We start from the raw sequence: 19,499 nt of genomic DNA on the forward strand, positions 1-19,499 counted from the left end.
AAAGAAAGAATATGTTCCTGGAGTATCTAATTGTTATATTTGTTTTTTGACCAGTTATCGTGTGAAAACAACCGGTTATCGAAAATCCATTTACAGTAACTTAAATAGCTTTTATATTTAGAGCGAGTGAAAGGGAAGTGGTGAAGTGAAGTTTGAAGTGTCGATTGATCCATCTTATAAAGAGCCGAAAATTATCATTCTAACGGATAAAATGACAGATGAGATATCTGATATTATGAAGCGACTATCGGAGACTCATATGGATTCATTAGCTGTATTTTCAGAAAGAGGTGTTGAAATTGTTGAATGTAAAGATATCGTTAGAATCTATACAGAGAAACAGAAGGTATTTCTCCAAACCGCTGCTGGTATTTATACCGTTCGCTCAAGGTTATATGAACTGGAAGAGAAATTAAATAGTCAATTTTTTGTTCGTATTTCAAATTCAGAGATTGTTAACATTAAAATGATTACGAATATGGATATTAGTATGACAGGAACAATTGGCGTGTCATTAACAGGGAATATCAAAACGTATGCTTCTCGACGCTATGTTTCAAAAATTAAGAAACTGTTCGGAATATGAGGTGAAAATATCTTGAAAAATATAATTAGTCGAGTTGTTGGTGGTTTTGTTATCGGTGTGATTATTGGACAAATCGTACAACTCCTTATTTCGCTCCCATTAGGTCAAGGAGAATATATGCCAGTTGTGGAACAGTTTCGCTCTTTATTTGTTAGTAAGATGTCAGCTGTCACGGTACAAATACTGTTAACAGGGCTGATTGGGGTCACATTCGCTACAAGTTCGCTTGTTTTTGACATAGTGAAGTGGAGTCTACTAAAACAGTACATCGTTCATTTTTGTATAACAGCACTAGTATGGGGGCCGATTGTAACGCTACTGTGGATGCCCAAAACATCTATAGGCACACTGATTTTTTTTATTGGTTTTTTAGGTACGTATGTCATCACATGGGCTATTCAATACATGATTTCAAAGAATGATATAAAAAAAATTAATGCTGCGATTCAATCAAGGCAATTTGAAGGGAGAAGTGATGAATAATGGCCATAATTATAAAAAATCTAACGAAAAAATTTAAAGAGCGCACAGCTGTTGACAATCTTTCACTGACGATTAAGAAGGGAGAATTCTTCGCACTTTTAGGGCAAAATGCTGCTGGAAAAACAACAACGATTAAAATGCTTAGTTGCTTACTTACACCTACAAGTGGCGATGCACTGATGTTAGGAGATAGTATCATCAAAAACCCTACGGCAGTAAAACAAAAAATAAACATTTCTCCGCAAGAAACTGCGGTAGCTCCGAATCTTTCTGTAAAGGGAAATTTAGAATTCATCTCGAGTATCTATGGAAGCAATAAGCAAGAGGCTAAGCAAAAAGCGGTGGAAATGATGACAAAGTTTGGACTTTCGGAGCGAGCAAAAAATAAAGCAAAAACATTATCAGGTGGGTTGCAGCGCCGGCTAAGCATTGCGATGGCACTTATTTCGTCTCCCCAAATCATTTTTTTAGATGAGCCAACACTAGGACTTGATATTCGTGCTAGACATGATCTGTGGAAGACTCTACTTGAATTAAAGGGTAAAATCACGATTATTTTAACGACGCACTATCTAGAAGAAGTAGACGCACTTGCTGATCGCGTCGGTATTATGCATGGTGGTAAATTGCATGCACTTGGAACGATTGATGAGTTAAAAGAAAATACGGGACAATCTTCTTTAGAAGATATTTTCCTTACACTAACTGAAGAGGGAGGCGGACTATGAGATATTTAGCATTTGCTTCACGTAATCGTAAGGAGATTTTACGAGATCCTCTGACGCTTCTTTTTGGGATTGTGCTTCCGGTTATTATTATGTGTCTTTTTTCAATCATGCAGAAAAATATGCCTTTGGACCTTTATCATATAGAAAACTTAACGCCAGGTGTAATCGTTTTCAGTTTTTCTTTTATTACGTTATTTTCAGGGATGCTGATTGGTAAGGATAAAAGCAGTTCATTTTTAATGCGGATTTTTGCTTCCCCTATGTCTGCCTCTGATTATATTACTGGGTACGCTCTTCCACTATTACCGGTTGCCATTCTTCAAATTGTTATTTGCTTTATTTCAGCATTCTTCTTAGGTCTATCATTTAATGCGAATGTATTAGGTGCCACTATTCTACTCATTATCATTGCAATGCTTTATATTGGATTTGGTCTACTACTTGGTACGTATTTTACGGATAAGCAAGTTGGTGGGATTTTTGCGATTTTTGTTAATCTTACAACATGGTTAAGTGGCACTTGGTTTAAGTTAGATATGATTGGTGGTACGTTTAAAACAGTCGGTTATGCATTGCCATTTGCTCATGCGGTTGATGCTACACGATTTGCTTTATCTGGTGAATATGGTGATCTTGTTGTACCTTTATTATGGGTAGTTGGTTATATAATCATTATCTTCGTAATCGCTGTTTTGGGCTTTAAGAGGAAAATGAAAAGGTAAATAAATTGTATTCATAGTGAAAAATACACGATAGTTGAATAAAATATAAACAATTTTATTATCTCCATATAACCGCCAGTAAATAGGCGGTTTTTTTATTTGATACTGTTTCACCGCCTTGTCTTTTTCGCATAATAATAATAGTAGAAAATGATGAGGAGGGTGAGAGGAGTTAATAAAAAATCTTTTTTGGAGATTTGGGTATCGATGATGCAGTTGCTTTAATTTATGCCGATAAAACATGCAATATTATTTCTTTTGTATCCAGATGTAATGGACCAAGTATGCGCTTATTATATAATGGGTGGCGCATTTTTATTTCCAGGTAATGTTACTCCTGTTTCAGAAGCTAACTTTTACCCCGCATTAACGGGCAGTAAGACCCCCACCTCAAAGTTCAGCGAAAGCAAAGAAGTTAGGTGGGGAACCAACTGCCCATAAAAGCCCGATTCGTTCAACTAATAATCAGAGGGGGATGAAGAAAATCCCCACTGATTAAAGGTTCACTTTATGGAGATCCAATTGCAACTAATATTGTCATGAAATATGCCAAGAATGTTAGTGTTTATCCGTTAAATGTAACGCAGCAGGCACTTATTACTCCTGAAATGGAAACATTATTAATGAAAAGGGAACAGGGCTAGCAAAACTAATTAAGCCAATGATTGATTTTTATTATGAGAACTTTTATAAAAAAGAATACCGTGGAATTGGTAGAAGTCCCATTCATGATTTATTACCGTTTATTTCATTAATGAATGATAATATCTTTGAATATAAAAAGTCTGCTGTATGGATAAGTACAACAAATGACGAAACTCGAGGACAAAGTGTAGCTGATTTTAGAAAGATTGCTGAACCCATAAGATTTGATAATCGGTCTGTACAAAGAATGGCCATTGATTTTAACTATCAAACGTTTTAAAAAAATTTATGAGAACAATGTTGAAACCAGATTGTTCTTAGGGAATAAGGCTATGAGATCATCGAGGAATAATATGGTTTGGAAAAATAATTTATTTTGAATGGATACAAAACTGTACTAATTCAATTGTATAAAAAGCTATACGTGGCATTTAAGGTATAACTTATCAAAAATAGTAGCATAACTAATGGTAAGCAATAATTTATAGGAATTATTTTTGTTTTGTAAAATTAAGGAGGTATAGTGATATGGCATTTATATGGTCTTTAATTGTTGGTGGTATTTTAGGATGGCTAGCAAGTTTAATCGTTGGTAAAGATGTACCTGGTGGTGTGATTGGAAATATTATTGCTGGGATAATCGGTTCTTGGCTTGGAACATTGTTATTGGGTACGTTTGGACCGGTTATCGGAGGGTATGCAATTATTCCAGCATTAATTGGTGCCATTGTTTTAATTTTTATTGTCAGCTTATTACTGCGTGCAATGCGAAAATGAAATTAGGTGGATCGCTGAAAATTGTCAGCGATCCATTTTTGTATTATTTGTCCTAATCTGTTATGCTACTGTTATACAATCAGGAGGTGTAAGCATTGAAATCATTTACAGTAAACTTTCATCAAGAAGACAATGCAAAAGCAACAACAGTACATAAGTTAAGTGAAGAGGACTTCAATAAAGTAACAGAAAACGGTACTCGTCATCTATTTGATCTAGATACAAATGTTGGTTTCTTTGTATTCTTTGATGCAGAAGATGCAGAAGGCAATGAACAATACTTAATGTTGCAATATGAAGGAGATCATGAAGAGCCAAGTGCTTGCTACGGATTTGATTTGAAATTATTCTATCAATTTTTAGCACTTTACTTAAATGACCTTGAATTCCAAGGTGAAACAGATGAAGAAGAGGAAGAATATGGTCCAATTCATCATTTAGCTCATTTACTTTACCACATCGTTGAAGATGGAAAAAGTATTGAAGTATAAATACATAGCTAAAGCTGCCTTTAATAGGGCGGCTTTTTTATTTTGGATAAATTTCACAAAAATGGTTATACAAATTGTTAGCAGAAATCTAAAAAAATAACAATTTATTAGTAGAGAAGGAGGATATCTGCTCAAAGGAGCATCCATACCATGAAAAAGTTTCTTCGGACATTTGAAAAGTGAAGCTTTTTACTTGTAAAAGATAAAAATTATCCAACATAACCGAGTGAAAGAGTGCACTAGAAGTCAGCCTTTATTGCAATTGTGTGCAAATTCATTCATGAGTTCAATAACCATATCTTCTGATAAACGTGGGTATGCAGAAGGGCCAATGATAAGAGTTCCTTCCATGTATTCATGATCTACTATGTGAATTAAAACAAAATTTTCTAGATAACGATTGATCTTGATGAGTGGAAAGTTATAGGGATCATTTTTTTGATAAAGGTCATTTAGTTGTTCTTTCTTAGAGGAATAAAAAGGACTACAACTATCGTTAGAAATAAATTCATATAAGATATCATTATTTGTAGATAAAAAATGAACAGGAATTGAAAATGTTTGATATATTAAATGACACAGATATTGTATGTCGATAGCTTTATTCATTATACCTCTCCTTTAAAGTGAATAAAATGGTTATCAAACCCAGTAAAATTTTCCTATTATCTATTCAGTATAACAAATAAATGGGATATGTTTTAAGGAAGAAATTATGAATAAAGAATATATACATGTAGAGTTTTCCACAGAGGACAGTGTTAATAATATGGCAGGGTAGTTGATATAAGAAAAAGAGCTGTTCTGTTATAAGAACAGCTCTTTTGATTTATTACGCTCTACTGAATATACAAAATAAGTTTGAATGATTCCACCAATTATTAATAAGCAGGCACAAATATAAAATAGGGTACTGCCGTTTACATGACTTAATATAACTGCACCTATAGCAGGACCGCACGTTCGAGAAATATCCCAGTGTATGCCGTAGATAGAAAAATATAATCCCCGCTTGTGACTTGGTGCTATTCTGGAAACAAATCGTAGTAAGTGATTTAAAGCAATACTTTCACCAATTGTCAGGAAAAGCAATGTGAAGAAGAGTGACCATAATGTTGTAGAATAACCATAACCAATAGCAGCGAATGTATAACAAATATATGAAATTACAATTATTTTAGGCATTGAAAATCGTTCAGACCATTTGACAAGACCAACTTGCAGGATGATTTCCATTACAGCTTTACAAGTCGAGATAAATGCGAGAACAAATAAGAAATTTGGAAAGATATCTTCTGCGAATACACGATAATTTGTTTCAGTTTGGGCATAGAAAAAGCTAATCGGAAGAGTAGATATCATGAGTCCAAATATAGCATAATGCTTAAAAATAAACTGTGTACGTGTTGTTACTTGTGCTGATTTTTCATTAGTTTGAATGATTGGAGCTGTTTCTGGCAGTTGTGTCCAAACGAGAATGGCATACAGCAGGAGAGTTACAGCTTGAATGACAAATAAGTATTCAGGGTGACTATTGTAAAAAAAGGCACCGATGAATGGACCAATCACAGCACCGATAGCTCCTACTGTTTGAAGAACAGCGAATATTTCAGCTTGTTGTTTTTGTTCAGTTAAATCGGCAATTTGTGCACGCTGAGCAGGAATATATAAGGAGCGGCCAATACCGTTCATTACATATAACAAAGCAAAGAATAGGACTGATTCAGCAAAAACAAATCCGCCTATTGCAATTGCTTGCACGAATAATCCGAGTAACATAATTTTCTTTCTACCGTAGCGATCTGTTACACCTCCAGCAATGATTGTGAACACAATATCAGAAAGTGGCTGCAATCCAAACAGAAGCATTGTCATAATCACATTACCTTCTAGTGCTTTATTGACATGGACAATAAAAATAATTGCTAACATGGCCTCAGTTGTTCTAGTTAACAACTCACCTAATAATCGAATCCGGATTGGTTTATTATAGCGTTTTATAAGATGATTCATTCTTCATTTCCCCCTTTCTATATAGAAATCTTAAGATAGAAGCAAGAAATGAAAAAGGGTAGAATGAAAGAAGGAGATTTTTCATCTTTTAGGGGGAAAAGTATGGTTATTTTGGAGCAGTACATACAGCTGTGGGTCCAGTATGGAAAAGGGAGAACAGAGGAAGAAAAAATAGAAATATCATTACAAAATATATCGGAAACATTGTTTTGTACGGATCGTAATAGTAAATTTATTATAAAAAAATTAGAAGAGTTAGCGTGGATTTGTTGGTTTCCAGGACGCGGAAGAGGGAATCGATCAAAGTTATCGTTTCAAAAAAATCCTATTTCTTTAATTTTAGAACAGGGGAAAGAAATAACGAAACAAGGGGATGTAAAGGGTGGAAAAGCATTTGTTGAGCAATATAGCTCATATTTCCCCATATTAGAAAAACAATTCCAAGCTTGGATAGATTCGATATTTGGTTATCAAATTGAAATGACTTCTCGAGGAAGACAAGATGTACTGCGTTTACAAGTTGAAATGAACCTGAAAATTTCTTTAGATCCTGTATATGCTACAATGCGTTCGGAGTGTCATATGGTAAAACATCTATATGACACGCTTATTTATGTTAATGAGAGCACAAATACAATAGAACCGAGACTCGCTTTTCATTGGGAATATAATGACAATCTAAAACTATGGACTTTTTATTTACGAAAGGGGGTTCGATTTCATAATGGAAAACGATTTACAGCTCATGATGTTGTATATACATTTGGTAGGTTTATGAATAAAGAGGATAATCCGTATTCATGGATGCTTCAACATGTTGAAAGTGTTCGTATTGTAAATGAATATATTGTAGAAATGCACTTGCATACGGAAAATCAATTGTTATTACATGCTTTAAGCTCAGAACAGTGTTCTATTGTAATGGAAGATGAGGAAGACAAATTAATTGGAACAGGACCGTTTAAACTGTGTGAAAATAATGAGTCTATTTTTGTATTAGAAGCTCATGATTTGTATTTTCGTGAACGACCCTTTCTCGATCGGATTGAATTATGGAATGTGCCACAAAGTATTGATACATATGATGTTTTCGTAAAGGCGCAACATAAAGAATTAGAAAAGTATCATAAGGAACTTTCTATACTGGAATCCAATGTAACATATATAACGTTAAACACTGAGAAACAAGGACCTATGCAAGATATTACATTTCGCAAAGCGTTGTATAAAATTATTCATAGCAGCAAAATAATAGGTGAGTTAGAGGGAGAGCGTGGCGAGGTAGCAGGGGAATTATTATTGACGAATTTTTTTATGCCAAGAATAAAAGAGGATATTCAAATCTTGGTTCAAAATAGTAAGTATAATAATGAAATATTAAATTTATACACATTTAAAGGACAAGATCATGTAGAAGATTCATATTGGATTCAAAAAGAATGTGCCAAATATGGAATTGTAATTGAAATAGCTTTTCTTGATACACAGGAATTATTACAGGTTCAAATGATAAAGCAAGCAGATATCATTCATGATAGTGCTACCATTAGCGAGCAAACAGAAAGCAGTTTTCTATATATGTTTCTTTCAAAAAATAGTTTTATTTATCAGCATAGCTCTCTGGATTTTAATGAGCAATTACATTCATATTTTATTGAACCTAATTTTGAAAAGCGAATTACACTGTTACGCGATATAGAGGACACATTGTTACGTAATATTCATATTGTTCCTTTATATCGTAATAAACAACACATACGTACACATGAAAAAGTACAAAATATAATCATCAACGCTCAAGGTTGGATTGATTTTTATAATATATGGTTTAAACCTTAATATATAAGCATTTAATAAAGGTTCTTTTGAAAAATCAAAAGGGCCTTTTTGTATGGAATTACATTTTGATTTTGAACGTTGTTTCGCACATTTTTTATAAACACCCATTTACAGTGTAACAGTGTTATGTTACATTGTTATCAGGAAGGAGTGTTATACAGTTGAGTACGGATTTAATTTCAAAAAAGGATTTATTAGAACTGACTGGTATTTCATACGGACAGCTATATAGGTGGAAAAGAAAGAATTTAATACCAGAAGATTGGTTTGTAAGAAAATCAACTTTTACAGGGCAAGAAACATTTTTTCCGAAAGAAAAGATATTAGAACGTATTGATAAAATTCAAACAATGAAAGAGGATTTGTCTCTAGATGAATTAGCGAATATGTTTTCACCAAGTGTAACAGAGGTTTCTTTAACGAAAGAAGACATGATACGAAAGGGTATTGCCTCCGAACCGGTTGTGCAGTTTTTTATAGAACAAACGAATAAACCGGTAGAATTTCAATTTGTTGATATTCTCTATGTATACATTTTAGAAGAATTACTGCAATCTGGAGAAATTAGTTTAGAAGAAGGTAAGATGATACTACAAGTGCTGCATGAGCACTATGAAATCATGAAACAAAAGAATAGTGAATTAGTTGTGGTTCGAAAACTAGGTATTGCTACATGTCTCTTAGTTTCAAATGTGGAAGATCTATTTTTTGAAAAAGGTACGAAGATAGTCGTACGTTTAACAATCATGCAATATACAGAAGCATTAAAATCAAAACTATTGTAGTGGAGGAGAAATAATGCATACAGAAAAATTAATTATAAATGGCTATGGTTCTTCAAATGGTGGAGAGTTCCATAAAGTACAGTTAAATGGAAAAGGAACTGTTAATGGAAATATTGACTGTGATGAATTTGAATGTAATGGGTCAGGTAGTGTAAATGGTGATTTAAAAAGCGAGAACACAAAAATTAGTGGATCCGGTAAAGTTGACGGTACAGTAAGCACTGAAAATATGCGAATTGATGGAAAAGCAACGATTACAAAAGATGTAAAGGCTAACAATTTAAAGATTGCTGGAAAAGGAACAATTGGTGGTACTTTGACAGGAGAAGAGCTTAAAATCCGTGGGCAAGCGACTATTGACGGTAATTGTGAAGTAGATATCTTTTCGTCAGAAGGGCAATTCACAATTGGTGGCTTACTAAGCGCAGATGAAATTGACATCGATATTCATGGTACATGTAGAGTAAAAGAAATAGGTGGTCAAACAATTAAAGTAAGACACAGACCAACAGCATTTAGTGGGCTTTTTAAAACGGTGTTTGGATCACATTTAGAAGCTGAATTGTTAGAAGGTGACAATATTGATATTGATTACGTGCAAATTAAAACTGTAAGAGGTAACAATGTTACAGTGGGGCCGAATTGTGAGATTGGACTTATAGAATATACGGGAGTTCTTCATGTCGATAAAAATGCAAAAGTAAAAGAAATTCAGCAAGTTTAATTTTTTTATAGAGAGAGGAATGTAAATGGAAAAGCGAAATAGTCTTACATTGAATGGTTCTGGTAGTTCATCAGGTGGAATCTATAATAAGGTGAAAATTCGAGGAGAAGGAACAATTTCAAATGATGTGAACTGCAATGAATTTAAAGCATATGGAACGAGCGATGTTCGTGGTGATATGACGACAAATTCATATATTGTGTATGGAGATAGTGAAGTACAAGGTGGTTTGCATGCTGAGTATGTGAAAGTATATGGTAATACACAAGTGCAGAATGATTGTCACATTAACAAAATAAAAATTCGAGGAATGTTCGAAGTGAATGGAAAGTTATTCGGAAACTTTGTGGACATTAAAGGAGGGCTGACTGTAAAAGAAGATATTGAAGTTGAAGAATTTTTATTAACGGGTGGTCTTGAAAGTGAAGGGCTTTTAAATGCTGAAAATATTAACATTATCTTGCGTTATGAAGGAAGTAAAGTAAGAGAAATTGGTGGGAAAAAGATTACAGTACGAAAAAAAGCTAGATTTATTCCTTTTACAAGTCATACTGGTAATCTTCAAACATCAATTATTGAAGGTGATGACATTTATTTAGAGCATACAATAGCTGAAGTAGTGAGGGGGAACAATGTTACAATTGGCCCTGGCTGTGAAATAAGTGTTGTTGAATATCATACTAGCTTTAATCAAAAAGGCAAATCAGTTGTAAAAGAACATAAACAAATATAGTTGTAAGAGGGAGAGCAAGATATATGGTTGCAAAGAATAGTAAACTTAGCTTTGTAGTTGCTGGTTTATTGCTAGGGATTTTAATGGCATCAATGGATAATACCATTGTTGTTACAGCGATGGGAACAATTGTTGGCGATTTAGGCGGATTAGAAAACTTTGTTTGGGTTGTATCGGCGTATATGGTAGCAGAAATGGCAGGAATGCCGATTTTCGGAAAACTATCAGATATGTATGGTAGAAAAAGATTCTTTATTTTCGGCTTAATTGTCTTTATGATTGGTTCGGCACTTTGTGGTACCGCAGAAAATATTACGCAGTTAGGTATTTATCGTGCGATCCAAGGTATTGGTGGCGGGGCACTTGTTCCAATTGCCTTTACTATTGTTTTTGATATTTTTCCGCCCGAAAAGCGCGGGAAAATGGGTGGATTATTTGGTGCGGTCTTTGGATTATCTAGTATTTTCGGTCCTTTACTTGGCGCATATATTACAGACTACATTAGCTGGCACTGGGTGTTTTATATTAACTTACCGCTTGGTATTCTATCACTTATTTTTATTGTATTCTTTTATAAAGAATCGCGCGTTCATCAAAAACAAAAGATTGATTGGTTTGGTGCAATTACACTAGTCGGTGCAGTTGTTTGTTTAATGTTCGCATTAGAACTTGGTGGACAGAAGTATGATTGGGACTCTACTTTTATTTTAAGTTTATTTGCGGCATTTGCTATTTTAATTATTATGTTTATTTTTATTGAAAGAAAAGTGGTAGAACCTATCATATCGTTTGAAATGTTTAAACAGCGCTTATTCGGGATGAGTACAATTATCGCTTTATTTTACGGGGCTGCTTTTATGTCAGCAACTGTATATATTCCTTTGTTCATTCAAGGTGTATATGGCGGATCGGCAACGAATTCTGGCTTATTACTATTGCCAATGATGTTAGGATCAGTAGTTACAGCACAGTTAGGTGGATTTTTAACGTCAAAGCTAAGTTACCGTAATATCATGATTATTTCAGCTGTGATTATGCTTGGTGGATTGTTCTTATTAAGTACATTAACACCAGAAACGAGCCGTGTATGGTTAACCATTTGTATGATTATTATTGGTTTTGGCGTAGGTTTCTCATTCTCTGTATTAAGTATGGCTGCAATTCATAATTTCGGTATGAACCAGAGGGGATCAGCAACTTCAACGAGTAACTTTATCCGCTCATTAGGAATGACCCTTGGGATTACAATATTTGGTATGATTCAAAGAACAGGTTTTCAAGATCAATTAGAAGAAGCATTTAAAGGAATGGATGGCGGAATAAATAGCAACGCTCTAGGGAATTCAAGAGCAATTCTTTCAGAAGGCGCAAGATCTCAAATTCCGCCACAAATATTAGATAAAATTATTGAAGCCCTTTCAAGTTCTATCGTTCATACTTTTATGTGGGCGTTAGTTCCAGCAGGTTTAGCATTCGTGTTTATTTTCTTTATGGGGAATGAACGAATGGTATATAAGAAAGAACAAGGTAAGATAAAGGCTGAAACATCAAAAGCATAGAAGAAAAAAGCTCCTTTCTCAAATAGAAAGGAGCTTTTTTGTATGTAACTTTACAAATTAACCTTCGATTACTTCATATTCTTCGTCTGCTAATAATAAAATCTGTGTTTTTTTACCTTTGTTTTGTACTTCAATTACATCGTATGTGCCTAGGTCTCTTAATTTATTTTGAGACACATTTACCATTACTTCAATAGAATCGATTAAAATATCTTCTTCGATATATGATTCAGGCAATGCCATATCCTCTGTATCTAATACACATGTGTATAGATTTTGTAAATCTGCAGTAGATGGGTTTTGTTCTTCAACATCAATGATGTTTTTTACTGCATCCATATTTTCTTCTTTTACTTGATACACTTTAATTTTAGCCATTTTTTAATCTCCTTTATAACGTAATCGTAGAGGCTACAGTTTATTATAACGTTTTTTAGTGGAAAGATGAAATTGTTTCCTTATTATCATTCTCAATTATAATATTCGCATCCAAAAGTTCGGGTAGGAGAAGTGCTATTCAGTGAAGGGAAAGGAAATCCTTGCTAATTCAAAATTGGTTCGAATTTATTACAAAAGTGTAAGGTTTTTGTAAGGAAAATAGATAAATAGATCATAAGGTTTCTGATAGTATACGAGGTGTCACATACTATTAAAACAAGAGGTTGAAAACATGAAGAAACTGTTAATAACTTTGATTGCTTTTCTCGTATTATTAGGTCTTTTAATGACTGCTTTTGTAAGCTTTGATTGGGATTTAGCTGAAATGAAGCAAAAATTGGGCAAAGATAAAATGTATGTTCATATTACGGAGAACGGAAAAGAATATCAGGTAGATAAAGATGATCCTACTTGGAAGCGTTACGAGTATAACGTAATTGCATATGATAAAGATGGAAATAAGACGAGTATTAAGTTCGATGCTAATAAAAATTTAAAGCTAAATGCTTTTTTACGTGTGTATGTATTTGATGAACCAAATAGTGAGGGATATAAAGGGATTTCAACATATGAAGAAGTCCAACAAAATGAAATTCCTAAAAAAGCACTAAAGCAGATGGATAAAAACTAATATATAAGGATTGTTCATAGATGAAAAGGCAGCATGTATAATTGTACATGCTGCCTTTTTGTTTGAAGAAGAAAATAATGGTATGAAATGAAGTTTGAATTTAAAAGTGCTTATAATTTAAACAACAAAACATTTTTATCATATTCCCGTAAACACCAATTGTATTTATTTAATACAGTAGGATGAACACCCTCTTGATCAGTATTAATTTCTTTAAAACCATATTTTTTATAAAAAGCTGCCAGTTCTTCAAAAGGAATGCAATAAATATTAGGTACATTGGATTGCTTTGCTTCGTCTACTAAGAAAGAAAGGAGATCGCCTGCTAATTTATAGCCCCTGAATTTAGGAAGTATATAAATACCGCCCATTTCTAACGTGCTTTGATCAATTTTAACTAAACGTCCAAGTCCAACATATTCTCCGTTGTATGTCACAATTGCCACTTTATCTTTTTTTAAATCACTTGGCACAAATCCAACTGATTTATACTGACTGTTAATCCATTCTAAATCCTCTGGTGAAGCAAATTTTATTTTCATAAAAATACACTCCTTGAAAAATTCTGATATTTCTATTGTATAGGAAACAAAATGATTTGTAATGAAATAATGGTACTTGGTTCAATTAGATATAACTCGTTTGAGAAATTGATTTGATCATGAAGTTAATTTCTCCACATTCCACGCATAGAATATAGAATAGTTTAATAATACTTTCTCTTTCTTCATAAGTGTTTTACGTATATAATTTAAAGGTAATTGTTCTTATTTTAGTATACTTATAATAGAATAGAGGTTTAAAAATGAGCGTTAAAATCATTACGGATAGTGCTGCTGATTTACCAAAAGAATTGCTGCAAGCTTATGATATAGATTTGATTCCACTCCGTGTATATGATGAGGCAGAAACAGAGTATTTAGATGGAGTAACATTAGATTCGGTTCAATTATTACAAAAGATGAGAGAAGGCGAGGTATTTAAGACATCGCTGCCATCATTAGAAACATTCCAAGAAAAGTTCGTTACATATGCAAAGCAAAGTACACCTTGTATATATGTAGCTTTCTCTTCTGAACTTTCTGGTACATATCAATCTTCAGTAGTGATTAAAGAAGAAGTACAAGAAACATATGCAGATTTCGATTTAGAAATTATTGATACAAAATGCGCTTCACTTGGTCAAGGTCTTGTTGTATTAGAAGCTGCGAAAATGGCTAAAGAAGGTGCATCCAAAGAAGAAATTTTGAAACGAATTGCTTTTCTAACAAAACATATGGAGCATATCTTTACAGTTGCTGATTTGCAGTATCTTGTTAGAGGTGGTCGTTTAAGTAAGGTAGCTGGATTTATTGGTGGTTTATTAAATATTAAGCCGATTCTAAATGTGGAAGAAGGAAAGCTTGTACCACTTGAAAAGATTAGAGGTAGAAAGAAAGTTTTAGGCCGAATTGTCGATATAATGGAAGAGCGAGGAAAAGACCTTAAAGGTCAAACAGTTGGCATTACACATGGTGATGATTTAGAAACTGCGAATGCATTAAAAGCGTTAATTACTGAAAAATTTGGCTGTGATGTGTTTATTGTAAATACAATTGGAGCAGCAATCGGTGCGCATACAGGACCAGGTGTTTTAACATTGTTCTTCTTAAATGAAGTAGAGTAAAGGATTGATCTTTTTGATCAATCTTTTTTTTTACAATCATAGCTTTGTACGAAATAGATGAGGATAACATCGTAGGAGGAATTAATATATCAAATGCAATAAAGAATATATGTAATACAAACGATTTACAGTAGCAGACGTAACTTTTTTATTATTCACTAGCTTTTTTTCTAACAGGCAAGAAGGTAGAAAGGAAACTAGTGAGAACTAGTATGAAAGAAACTCTCTCAGTCGTATCAATCTCTAAACCGTTATTCCATTGATATATAAAGGATACTAGTATTAAAAGTATAACAAATTCTGCAACATATCTTACTGTTTTTCGCGCCTTTTTGTCATTTGTTCTCAAAATCATATTCGTCCCTCTTTCTTATTTAATAAATATTTTTGATTTCAATCATCGATAAACTGTAGTCTTTTTAGCTAGCAACTAAATATGTATAATTGCATAAAAAAATTGAAATATATAGGTTATTATTAAACTACATTTTTAATGTGGAAGGGTATTTTTGTTTAAAAGTAAAATCGTTTACGTTATTGATGAAATTGAAATTTAGGAGAATCGTATGAAAAAGAAATTATGTACACTAGCTTTTGTAACAGCAATATCTTCTATTGCAATGACAATTCCAACAGAAACATATGCTTGTGGAATTGACGAAGTAATGAAACAGGAAAACCAAGAGCACAAACGTGTGAAAAGATGGTCTGCGGAGCATCCGCACCATCCTAATGAAAGCACACATTTATGGATTGCACGAAACGCAATTCAAATTATGGGTCGTAATCAAGATAAGACGGTTCAAGCAAATGAATTACAATTTTTAAATACTCCTGAATATAAGGAGTTATTTGAAAGAGGTCTTTATGATGCCGATTACCTTGATGAATTTAACGATGGCGGTACAGGTACGATAGGCATTGATGGGCTAATTAAGGGAGGATGGAAATCTCACTTCTACGATCCTGATACGAGAAAGAACTATAAAGGAGAAGAAGAACCAACAGCTCTCTCGCAAGGAGATAAATATTTTAAATTAGCAGGTGAATACTTTAAGAAGGATGACCGAAAACAAGCTTTTTATTATTTAGGTGTTGCGACGCACTACTTCACAGATGCTACTCAGCCAATGCATGCTGCTAATTTTACAGCCGTCGACATGAGTGCTTTAAAGTTTCATAGCGCTTTTGAAAATTATGTGACGACAATTCAGACACAGTATGAAGTATCTGATGGTGAGGGCGTATATAATTTAGTGAATTCTAATGATCCAAAACAGTGGATCCATGAAACAGCGAAACTCGCAAAAGTGGAAATCGGGAACATTACCAATGACGAGATTAAATCTCACTATAATAAAGGAAACAATGCTCTTTGGCAAGAAGAAGTTATGCCAGCTGTTCAGAGAAGTTTAGAAAAAGCTCAAAGAAATACAGCGGGATTTATTCATTTATGGTTTAACACATTTGTTGGAAATACTGCTGCTGAAGATATTGAAAATACGATAGTAAAAGATTCTAAAGGAGAAGCAATACAAGATAATAAAAAATACTTCGTAGTACCAAGTGAGTTTCTAAATAGAGGTTTGACCTTTGAAGTATATGCTGCGAATGATTACGCACTATTATCTAATCATGTAGATGATAATAAAGTTCACGGTACACCTGTTCAGTTTGTATTTGATAAAGAGAATAATGGAATCCTCCATCGCGGAGAAAGTGTACTGCTGAAAATGACGCAATCCAACTATGATAATTACGTATTTCTTAATTACTCCAACATGACAAATTGGGTACATCTTGCGAAACAAAAAGCAAATACTGCACAGTTTAAAGTGTATCCAAATCCGAATAATTCAGCTGAATATTACCTATATACAGATGGATACCCAGTAAATTATCAAGAAAATGGTAAAGGGAAGAGCTGGATTGTGTTAGGAAAGAAAACGGATCAACCAAAAGCATGGAAATTTATACAGGCTGAATAGGATTTCCTAGAAGAGAGAAAGAAAAATTTATATATTTTAATAATACTTCATGTATTTAGAATGAGTTTTTTGTTCATTAACTAGCATCTAATTTTAAAGGGGATTTGTGTATATGCCATTTCAAAAAATAAAACTAAGTATGGTTGCTATTTCTTCATTCTTTATTTTAGGTTCCTCGTCCTTATCATTTACAGATACTACATATGCTGAAGTAGTGTCTGCGTCTCCGAAAGCAGAGATGATTTTAACACAAGAGGTTACTGTAAAAAATTATGATGATACATATTATAATAGCGCAAAGGGAAAAGCGGGTTCAGAATTAAAAAAGGAGCTTCATAATATTATTGATAATCATACAAAGATATCATACAGTGCGGTTTGGGAAGCACTAAGAGATACTGATGAAGATCCAAATAATAAAAACAATGTTCTTCTCTTATATACAGGACGTTCGCAAGGGAAATTTACAAATGGTTCAGGGGTCGATAATTGGAACCGAGAGCATGTTTGGGCAAAATCTCACGGTGATTTTGGGACAGCTGCAGGACCAGGAACGGACCTTCACCATTTAAGAGCTACGGATGTATCTGTCAATAGTTCACGTGGGAATTTGGATTTTGATAATGGCGGTGTGAGTCATTCAGAAGCAACAGAATGTAAATACGATAGTGATTCTTGGGAACCTCGTGATAGTGTAAAAGGGGATATTGCTAGAATGTTATTTTACATGGCTGTTCGTTATGAAGGAGACAATGGCGAAGTAGATTTAGAGCTTAATGAAAAAGTGAATAACAATAAAGATCCATATATGGGGAAACTATCTGTTTTACTAAAATGGAATGAACAAGACCCTGTCGATGATTTGGAACGAAAGCGTAATGAAGTTATTTTTACAAAATATCAACATAATCGTAATCCATTTATTGATCATCCTGAATGGGCAAATGAAATTTGGAAATAAATAAGTAAAATCATACCTGGGTAAATTTTAAAGTAGAAAGGAGTGATCATAAGAATCACTCCTTTTTTGGCGTTTACTCCCATCACAATCAACCTAAGAAAAGCAAATACCCCAAAACGAGAAAATTGGCATCTCCCGGTGAAAATGTACAATTTTTTGTTTTAGGGGTGTTATAAAATTCTTAAGTTGATGGACATGGGGTCCCGCCAACCAAATGACATAAAACCCACGCTAATACATTTTTTAGAAGAGAAAAAGCTGACTTTCCCTCGTTAAGGAATTCGGCTTTTATGTTTTACTTTCGAAGTGGCCGTAATGATTCTAAAGTGGTTGATTGCTTAAATTTATACTCATCAAGGAAGTTAATATGTTCCCATCCTAGCGGTGAAATATGGTGTAGCGATTCTTCTTGTATGATACCTTTCTCTTTTTGATTCTGGTGCAAAAGTTTTAGAGTTTTTGCACTAGAACCCATTTATTTTTTTATCTTTGATTTCAATTTCTTATATTCTTTCTTCCACTTTTGGGATGTACTTAAAAATTCATCAAACTTGAATAGCAGAGGGATCTTCTTCTCGAAGCAAAAGAATGAAGCAAGAACAAGGAGTTTATAGATTTTCAAGAATGCAATTTTATTTTTTGGCGATTACTTTAAATATGGAAAAAGAGAATTATATTTTTATTAAAACATAGAAAACAAACATTTTTATTGTTAAAATGAGGAATAATATATATTATGGAGAGGAATTTTGTCGTATGAAGAAAAGAATACTATCAATTTGTGTAGCCGCTAGTTTATTAGTGCCAGCTTCTTTTTATGGGGAAAGAAATGTACAAGCTGAAAGTAACAATATTGTACAACAAGCTGTACAAAGTAATAAAGGCTGGGTGAATGAATATGGAGTGTGGTATTACTATGAAAACGGTGTGAAAAAGAAAGGTTGGCTAAATAGTGGGGGTTCATGGTATTACTTAGATAAAAATTATGGTTATATGCACACAGGTTGGTATAACGATGGATACAATGAGTATTATTTAGACGAGAGCAGCGGGGCAATGCAAACAGGTTGGATGTTTGTTGGATACAACTGGTATTATTTTGAGGGAACTGGAGCAATGAAGAAAGGTTGGTTAAATAGTGGAGGTTCATGGTATTATTTAAATCAAGAAAATGGTTATATGCATACAGGAGAACTCTACGATGGAAAAGATTTATATTACTTAGATAATCAAAGTGGAGCAATGAAGACGGGTTGGGCATTTAATGGATATAATTGGATGTATATGAATGGGAATGGTAAGGCACATGGCGGCTGGTTAAAAGAGGGGAACTCATGGTACTACTTAAATCCTAACTATTATTACATGTCTACCGGTTGGGATATAATTGATGGGAAATTCCATTACTTTGCTCACAATGGGGTTTGGCAGTACTCAGAATAGTAAGCGGTTAAGCGGTTCAAATACTAGATAGTATCTTTCATTTAATCTAAATAAATAAACATAAAGTAACTTCAAAATATACAATAAAAGTTAATTTTGGAGTTATTTTTTTGTTTACTTATATATTATTGGGGTCCTACCACATCGCCATCAACTTAAGAACAAAAACAAAATGAACTTCCGTTTATCAGAAATAAGATATTCTTAAAGTAGAGGTACACTCTTAAAAATGTGCATGCCAAATAAACCTAGATAGGCATCATTATTGGCTTGATAGCAATGTGGTA

General features: G+C 33.5%; 22 protein-coding genes and 1 pseudogene. 17 read left to right on the forward strand and 6 right to left on the reverse strand.

From position 1 onward, the window contains the following. The first annotated feature begins 145 nt into the window (after positions 1 to 145). From ORL93_RS02655 to ORL93_RS02690, 7 genes and pseudogenes are all read left to right on the forward strand, one after another. Positions 146 to 586, forward strand: a complete 441-nt coding sequence (locus tag ORL93_RS02655; protein WP_003198186.1) for a LytTR family DNA-binding domain-containing protein — start codon at positions 146 to 148, stop codon at positions 584 to 586. Between the two features lie 12 nt (positions 587 to 598). Continuing rightward, a complete protein-coding gene (locus ORL93_RS02660; protein WP_144568741.1) occupies positions 599 to 1,069 on the forward strand; it encodes a DUF3021 domain-containing protein in 471 nt (156 codons plus the stop codon). After that, positions 1,069 to 1,797: an ABC transporter ATP-binding protein gene (locus tag ORL93_RS02665; RefSeq protein WP_265958586.1), complete on the forward strand. Its 729-nt coding sequence runs from the start codon at positions 1,069 to 1,071 to the stop codon at positions 1,795 to 1,797. The genes ORL93_RS02660 and ORL93_RS02665 overlap by 1 nt, the downstream gene beginning before the upstream one ends. Next, positions 1,794 to 2,519, forward strand: a complete 726-nt coding sequence (locus tag ORL93_RS02670; protein WP_018780671.1) for an ABC transporter permease — start codon at positions 1,794 to 1,796, stop codon at positions 2,517 to 2,519. Before ORL93_RS02665 ends, ORL93_RS02670 begins: the two co-directional genes overlap by 4 nt. Positions 2,520 to 2,762: 243 nt before the next feature. After that, a pseudogene (locus ORL93_RS02680) lies at positions 2,763 to 3,485 on the forward strand (nucleoside hydrolase); the annotation flags it as partial. A 207-nt stretch (positions 3,486 to 3,692) separates the two neighbouring features. Beyond that, positions 3,693 to 3,941, forward strand: a complete 249-nt coding sequence (locus ORL93_RS02685; RefSeq protein WP_003197984.1) for a GlsB/YeaQ/YmgE family stress response membrane protein — start codon at positions 3,693 to 3,695, stop codon at positions 3,939 to 3,941. A 95-nt stretch (positions 3,942 to 4,036) separates the two neighbouring features. Beyond that, the gene (locus ORL93_RS02690; RefSeq protein WP_003197987.1) at positions 4,037 to 4,432 is read left to right on the forward strand and encodes a hypothetical protein; all 396 of its coding nucleotides are present in this window, start codon (positions 4,037 to 4,039) and stop codon (positions 4,430 to 4,432) included. A 246-nt stretch (positions 4,433 to 4,678) separates the two neighbouring features. Here the strand turns inward: ORL93_RS02690 and ORL93_RS02695 are convergent, their stop codons facing one another. After that, a complete protein-coding gene (locus ORL93_RS02695) occupies positions 4,679 to 5,041 on the reverse strand; it encodes a hypothetical protein (protein WP_018780670.1) in 363 nt (120 codons plus the stop codon). Positions 5,042 to 5,239: 198 nt separating this feature from the next. After that, positions 5,240 to 6,445, reverse strand: a complete 1,206-nt coding sequence (locus tag ORL93_RS02700) for an MDR family MFS transporter (protein WP_018780669.1) — start codon at positions 6,443 to 6,445, stop codon at positions 5,240 to 5,242. Between the two features lie 48 nt (positions 6,446 to 6,493). Here ORL93_RS02700 and ORL93_RS02705 point away from each other — a divergent pair, with 48 nt between their 5' ends. From ORL93_RS02705 to ORL93_RS02725, 5 genes are all read left to right on the forward strand, one after another. Continuing rightward, positions 6,494 to 8,284 carry an ABC transporter substrate-binding protein gene (locus tag ORL93_RS02705; protein ID WP_006095094.1) on the forward strand — a complete coding sequence of 597 codons (1,791 nt, stop codon included), beginning with the start codon at positions 6,494 to 6,496 and terminating at the stop codon, positions 8,282 to 8,284. A 161-nt stretch (positions 8,285 to 8,445) separates the two neighbouring features. Further along, positions 8,446 to 9,069: a YhbD family protein gene (locus ORL93_RS02710; protein WP_018780667.1), complete on the forward strand. Its 624-nt coding sequence runs from the start codon at positions 8,446 to 8,448 to the stop codon at positions 9,067 to 9,069. Between the two features lie 13 nt (positions 9,070 to 9,082). Further along, entirely contained in the window at positions 9,083 to 9,793 is a 711-nt protein-coding gene (locus ORL93_RS02715; RefSeq protein WP_006095093.1) for a polymer-forming cytoskeletal protein, read from the forward strand. 25 nt (positions 9,794 to 9,818) lie between these two features. Then, entirely contained in the window at positions 9,819 to 10,526 is a 708-nt protein-coding gene (locus tag ORL93_RS02720; protein ID WP_018780666.1) for a hypothetical protein, read from the forward strand. A 23-nt stretch (positions 10,527 to 10,549) separates the two neighbouring features. After that, positions 10,550 to 12,085, forward strand: coding sequence for an MDR family MFS transporter (locus ORL93_RS02725; RefSeq protein ID WP_265958587.1), 1,536 nt, complete (start codon positions 10,550 to 10,552; stop codon positions 12,083 to 12,085). A 57-nt stretch (positions 12,086 to 12,142) separates the two neighbouring features. Here the strand turns inward: ORL93_RS02725 and ORL93_RS02730 are convergent, their stop codons facing one another. Beyond that, entirely contained in the window at positions 12,143 to 12,463 is a 321-nt protein-coding gene (locus ORL93_RS02730; protein WP_003197999.1) for a hypothetical protein, read from the reverse strand. A gap of 292 nt (positions 12,464 to 12,755) precedes the next feature. On the opposite strand from ORL93_RS02730, the gene ORL93_RS02735 reads away from it, so the two are divergent. Then, a complete protein-coding gene (locus tag ORL93_RS02735) occupies positions 12,756 to 13,154 on the forward strand; it encodes a YxeA family protein (protein ID WP_018765696.1) in 399 nt (132 codons plus the stop codon). Positions 13,155 to 13,264: 110 nt separating this feature from the next. Here the strand turns inward: ORL93_RS02735 and ORL93_RS02740 are convergent, their stop codons facing one another. Continuing rightward, positions 13,265 to 13,696, reverse strand: a complete 432-nt coding sequence (locus ORL93_RS02740; protein ID WP_003198003.1) for a GNAT family N-acetyltransferase — start codon at positions 13,694 to 13,696, stop codon at positions 13,265 to 13,267. Between the two features lie 263 nt (positions 13,697 to 13,959). Here ORL93_RS02740 and ORL93_RS02745 point away from each other — a divergent pair, with 263 nt between their 5' ends. Further along, entirely contained in the window at positions 13,960 to 14,820 is an 861-nt protein-coding gene (locus ORL93_RS02745) for a DegV family protein (protein ID WP_006095090.1), read from the forward strand. Positions 14,821 to 14,971: 151 nt separating this feature from the next. Here the strand turns inward: ORL93_RS02745 and ORL93_RS02750 are convergent, their stop codons facing one another. Continuing rightward, on the reverse strand, positions 14,972 to 15,175 hold the full coding sequence (locus ORL93_RS02750; RefSeq protein ID WP_018780664.1) for a hypothetical protein: 204 nt from the start codon (positions 15,173 to 15,175) through the stop codon (positions 14,972 to 14,974). A gap of 211 nt (positions 15,176 to 15,386) precedes the next feature. Here ORL93_RS02750 and ORL93_RS02755 point away from each other — a divergent pair, with 211 nt between their 5' ends. Together ORL93_RS02755 and ORL93_RS02760 are read left to right on the forward strand one after the other, a co-directional pair. Beyond that, a complete protein-coding gene (locus ORL93_RS02755; protein ID WP_003198006.1) occupies positions 15,387 to 16,808 on the forward strand; it encodes a zinc dependent phospholipase C family protein in 1,422 nt (473 codons plus the stop codon). Positions 16,809 to 16,920: 112 nt separating this feature from the next. After that, positions 16,921 to 17,769, forward strand: coding sequence for an endonuclease I family protein (locus ORL93_RS02760; protein WP_003198008.1), 849 nt, complete (start codon positions 16,921 to 16,923; stop codon positions 17,767 to 17,769). 295 nt (positions 17,770 to 18,064) lie between these two features. Here ORL93_RS02760 and ORL93_RS02765 read toward each other — a convergent pair whose 3' ends face one another. Further along, complete coding sequence (locus tag ORL93_RS02765) at positions 18,065 to 18,214, reverse strand: hypothetical protein (RefSeq protein ID WP_158319624.1); 150 nt, start codon at positions 18,212 to 18,214, stop codon at positions 18,065 to 18,067. A 311-nt stretch (positions 18,215 to 18,525) separates the two neighbouring features. Here ORL93_RS02765 and ORL93_RS02770 point away from each other — a divergent pair, with 311 nt between their 5' ends. Continuing rightward, positions 18,526 to 19,212 (forward strand): PspC-like choline-binding domain-containing protein, encoded by a 687-nt coding sequence (locus tag ORL93_RS02770; protein WP_018780662.1) that lies wholly within the window; start codon positions 18,526 to 18,528, stop codon positions 19,210 to 19,212. The last annotated feature ends 287 nt before the right edge of the window (positions 19,213 to 19,499 follow it).

The sequence above is a fragment of the Bacillus sp. DHT2 genome, assembly GCF_026241455.1.
Lineage (GTDB): Bacteria > Bacillota > Bacilli > Bacillales > Bacillaceae_G > Bacillus_A > Bacillus_A pseudomycoides.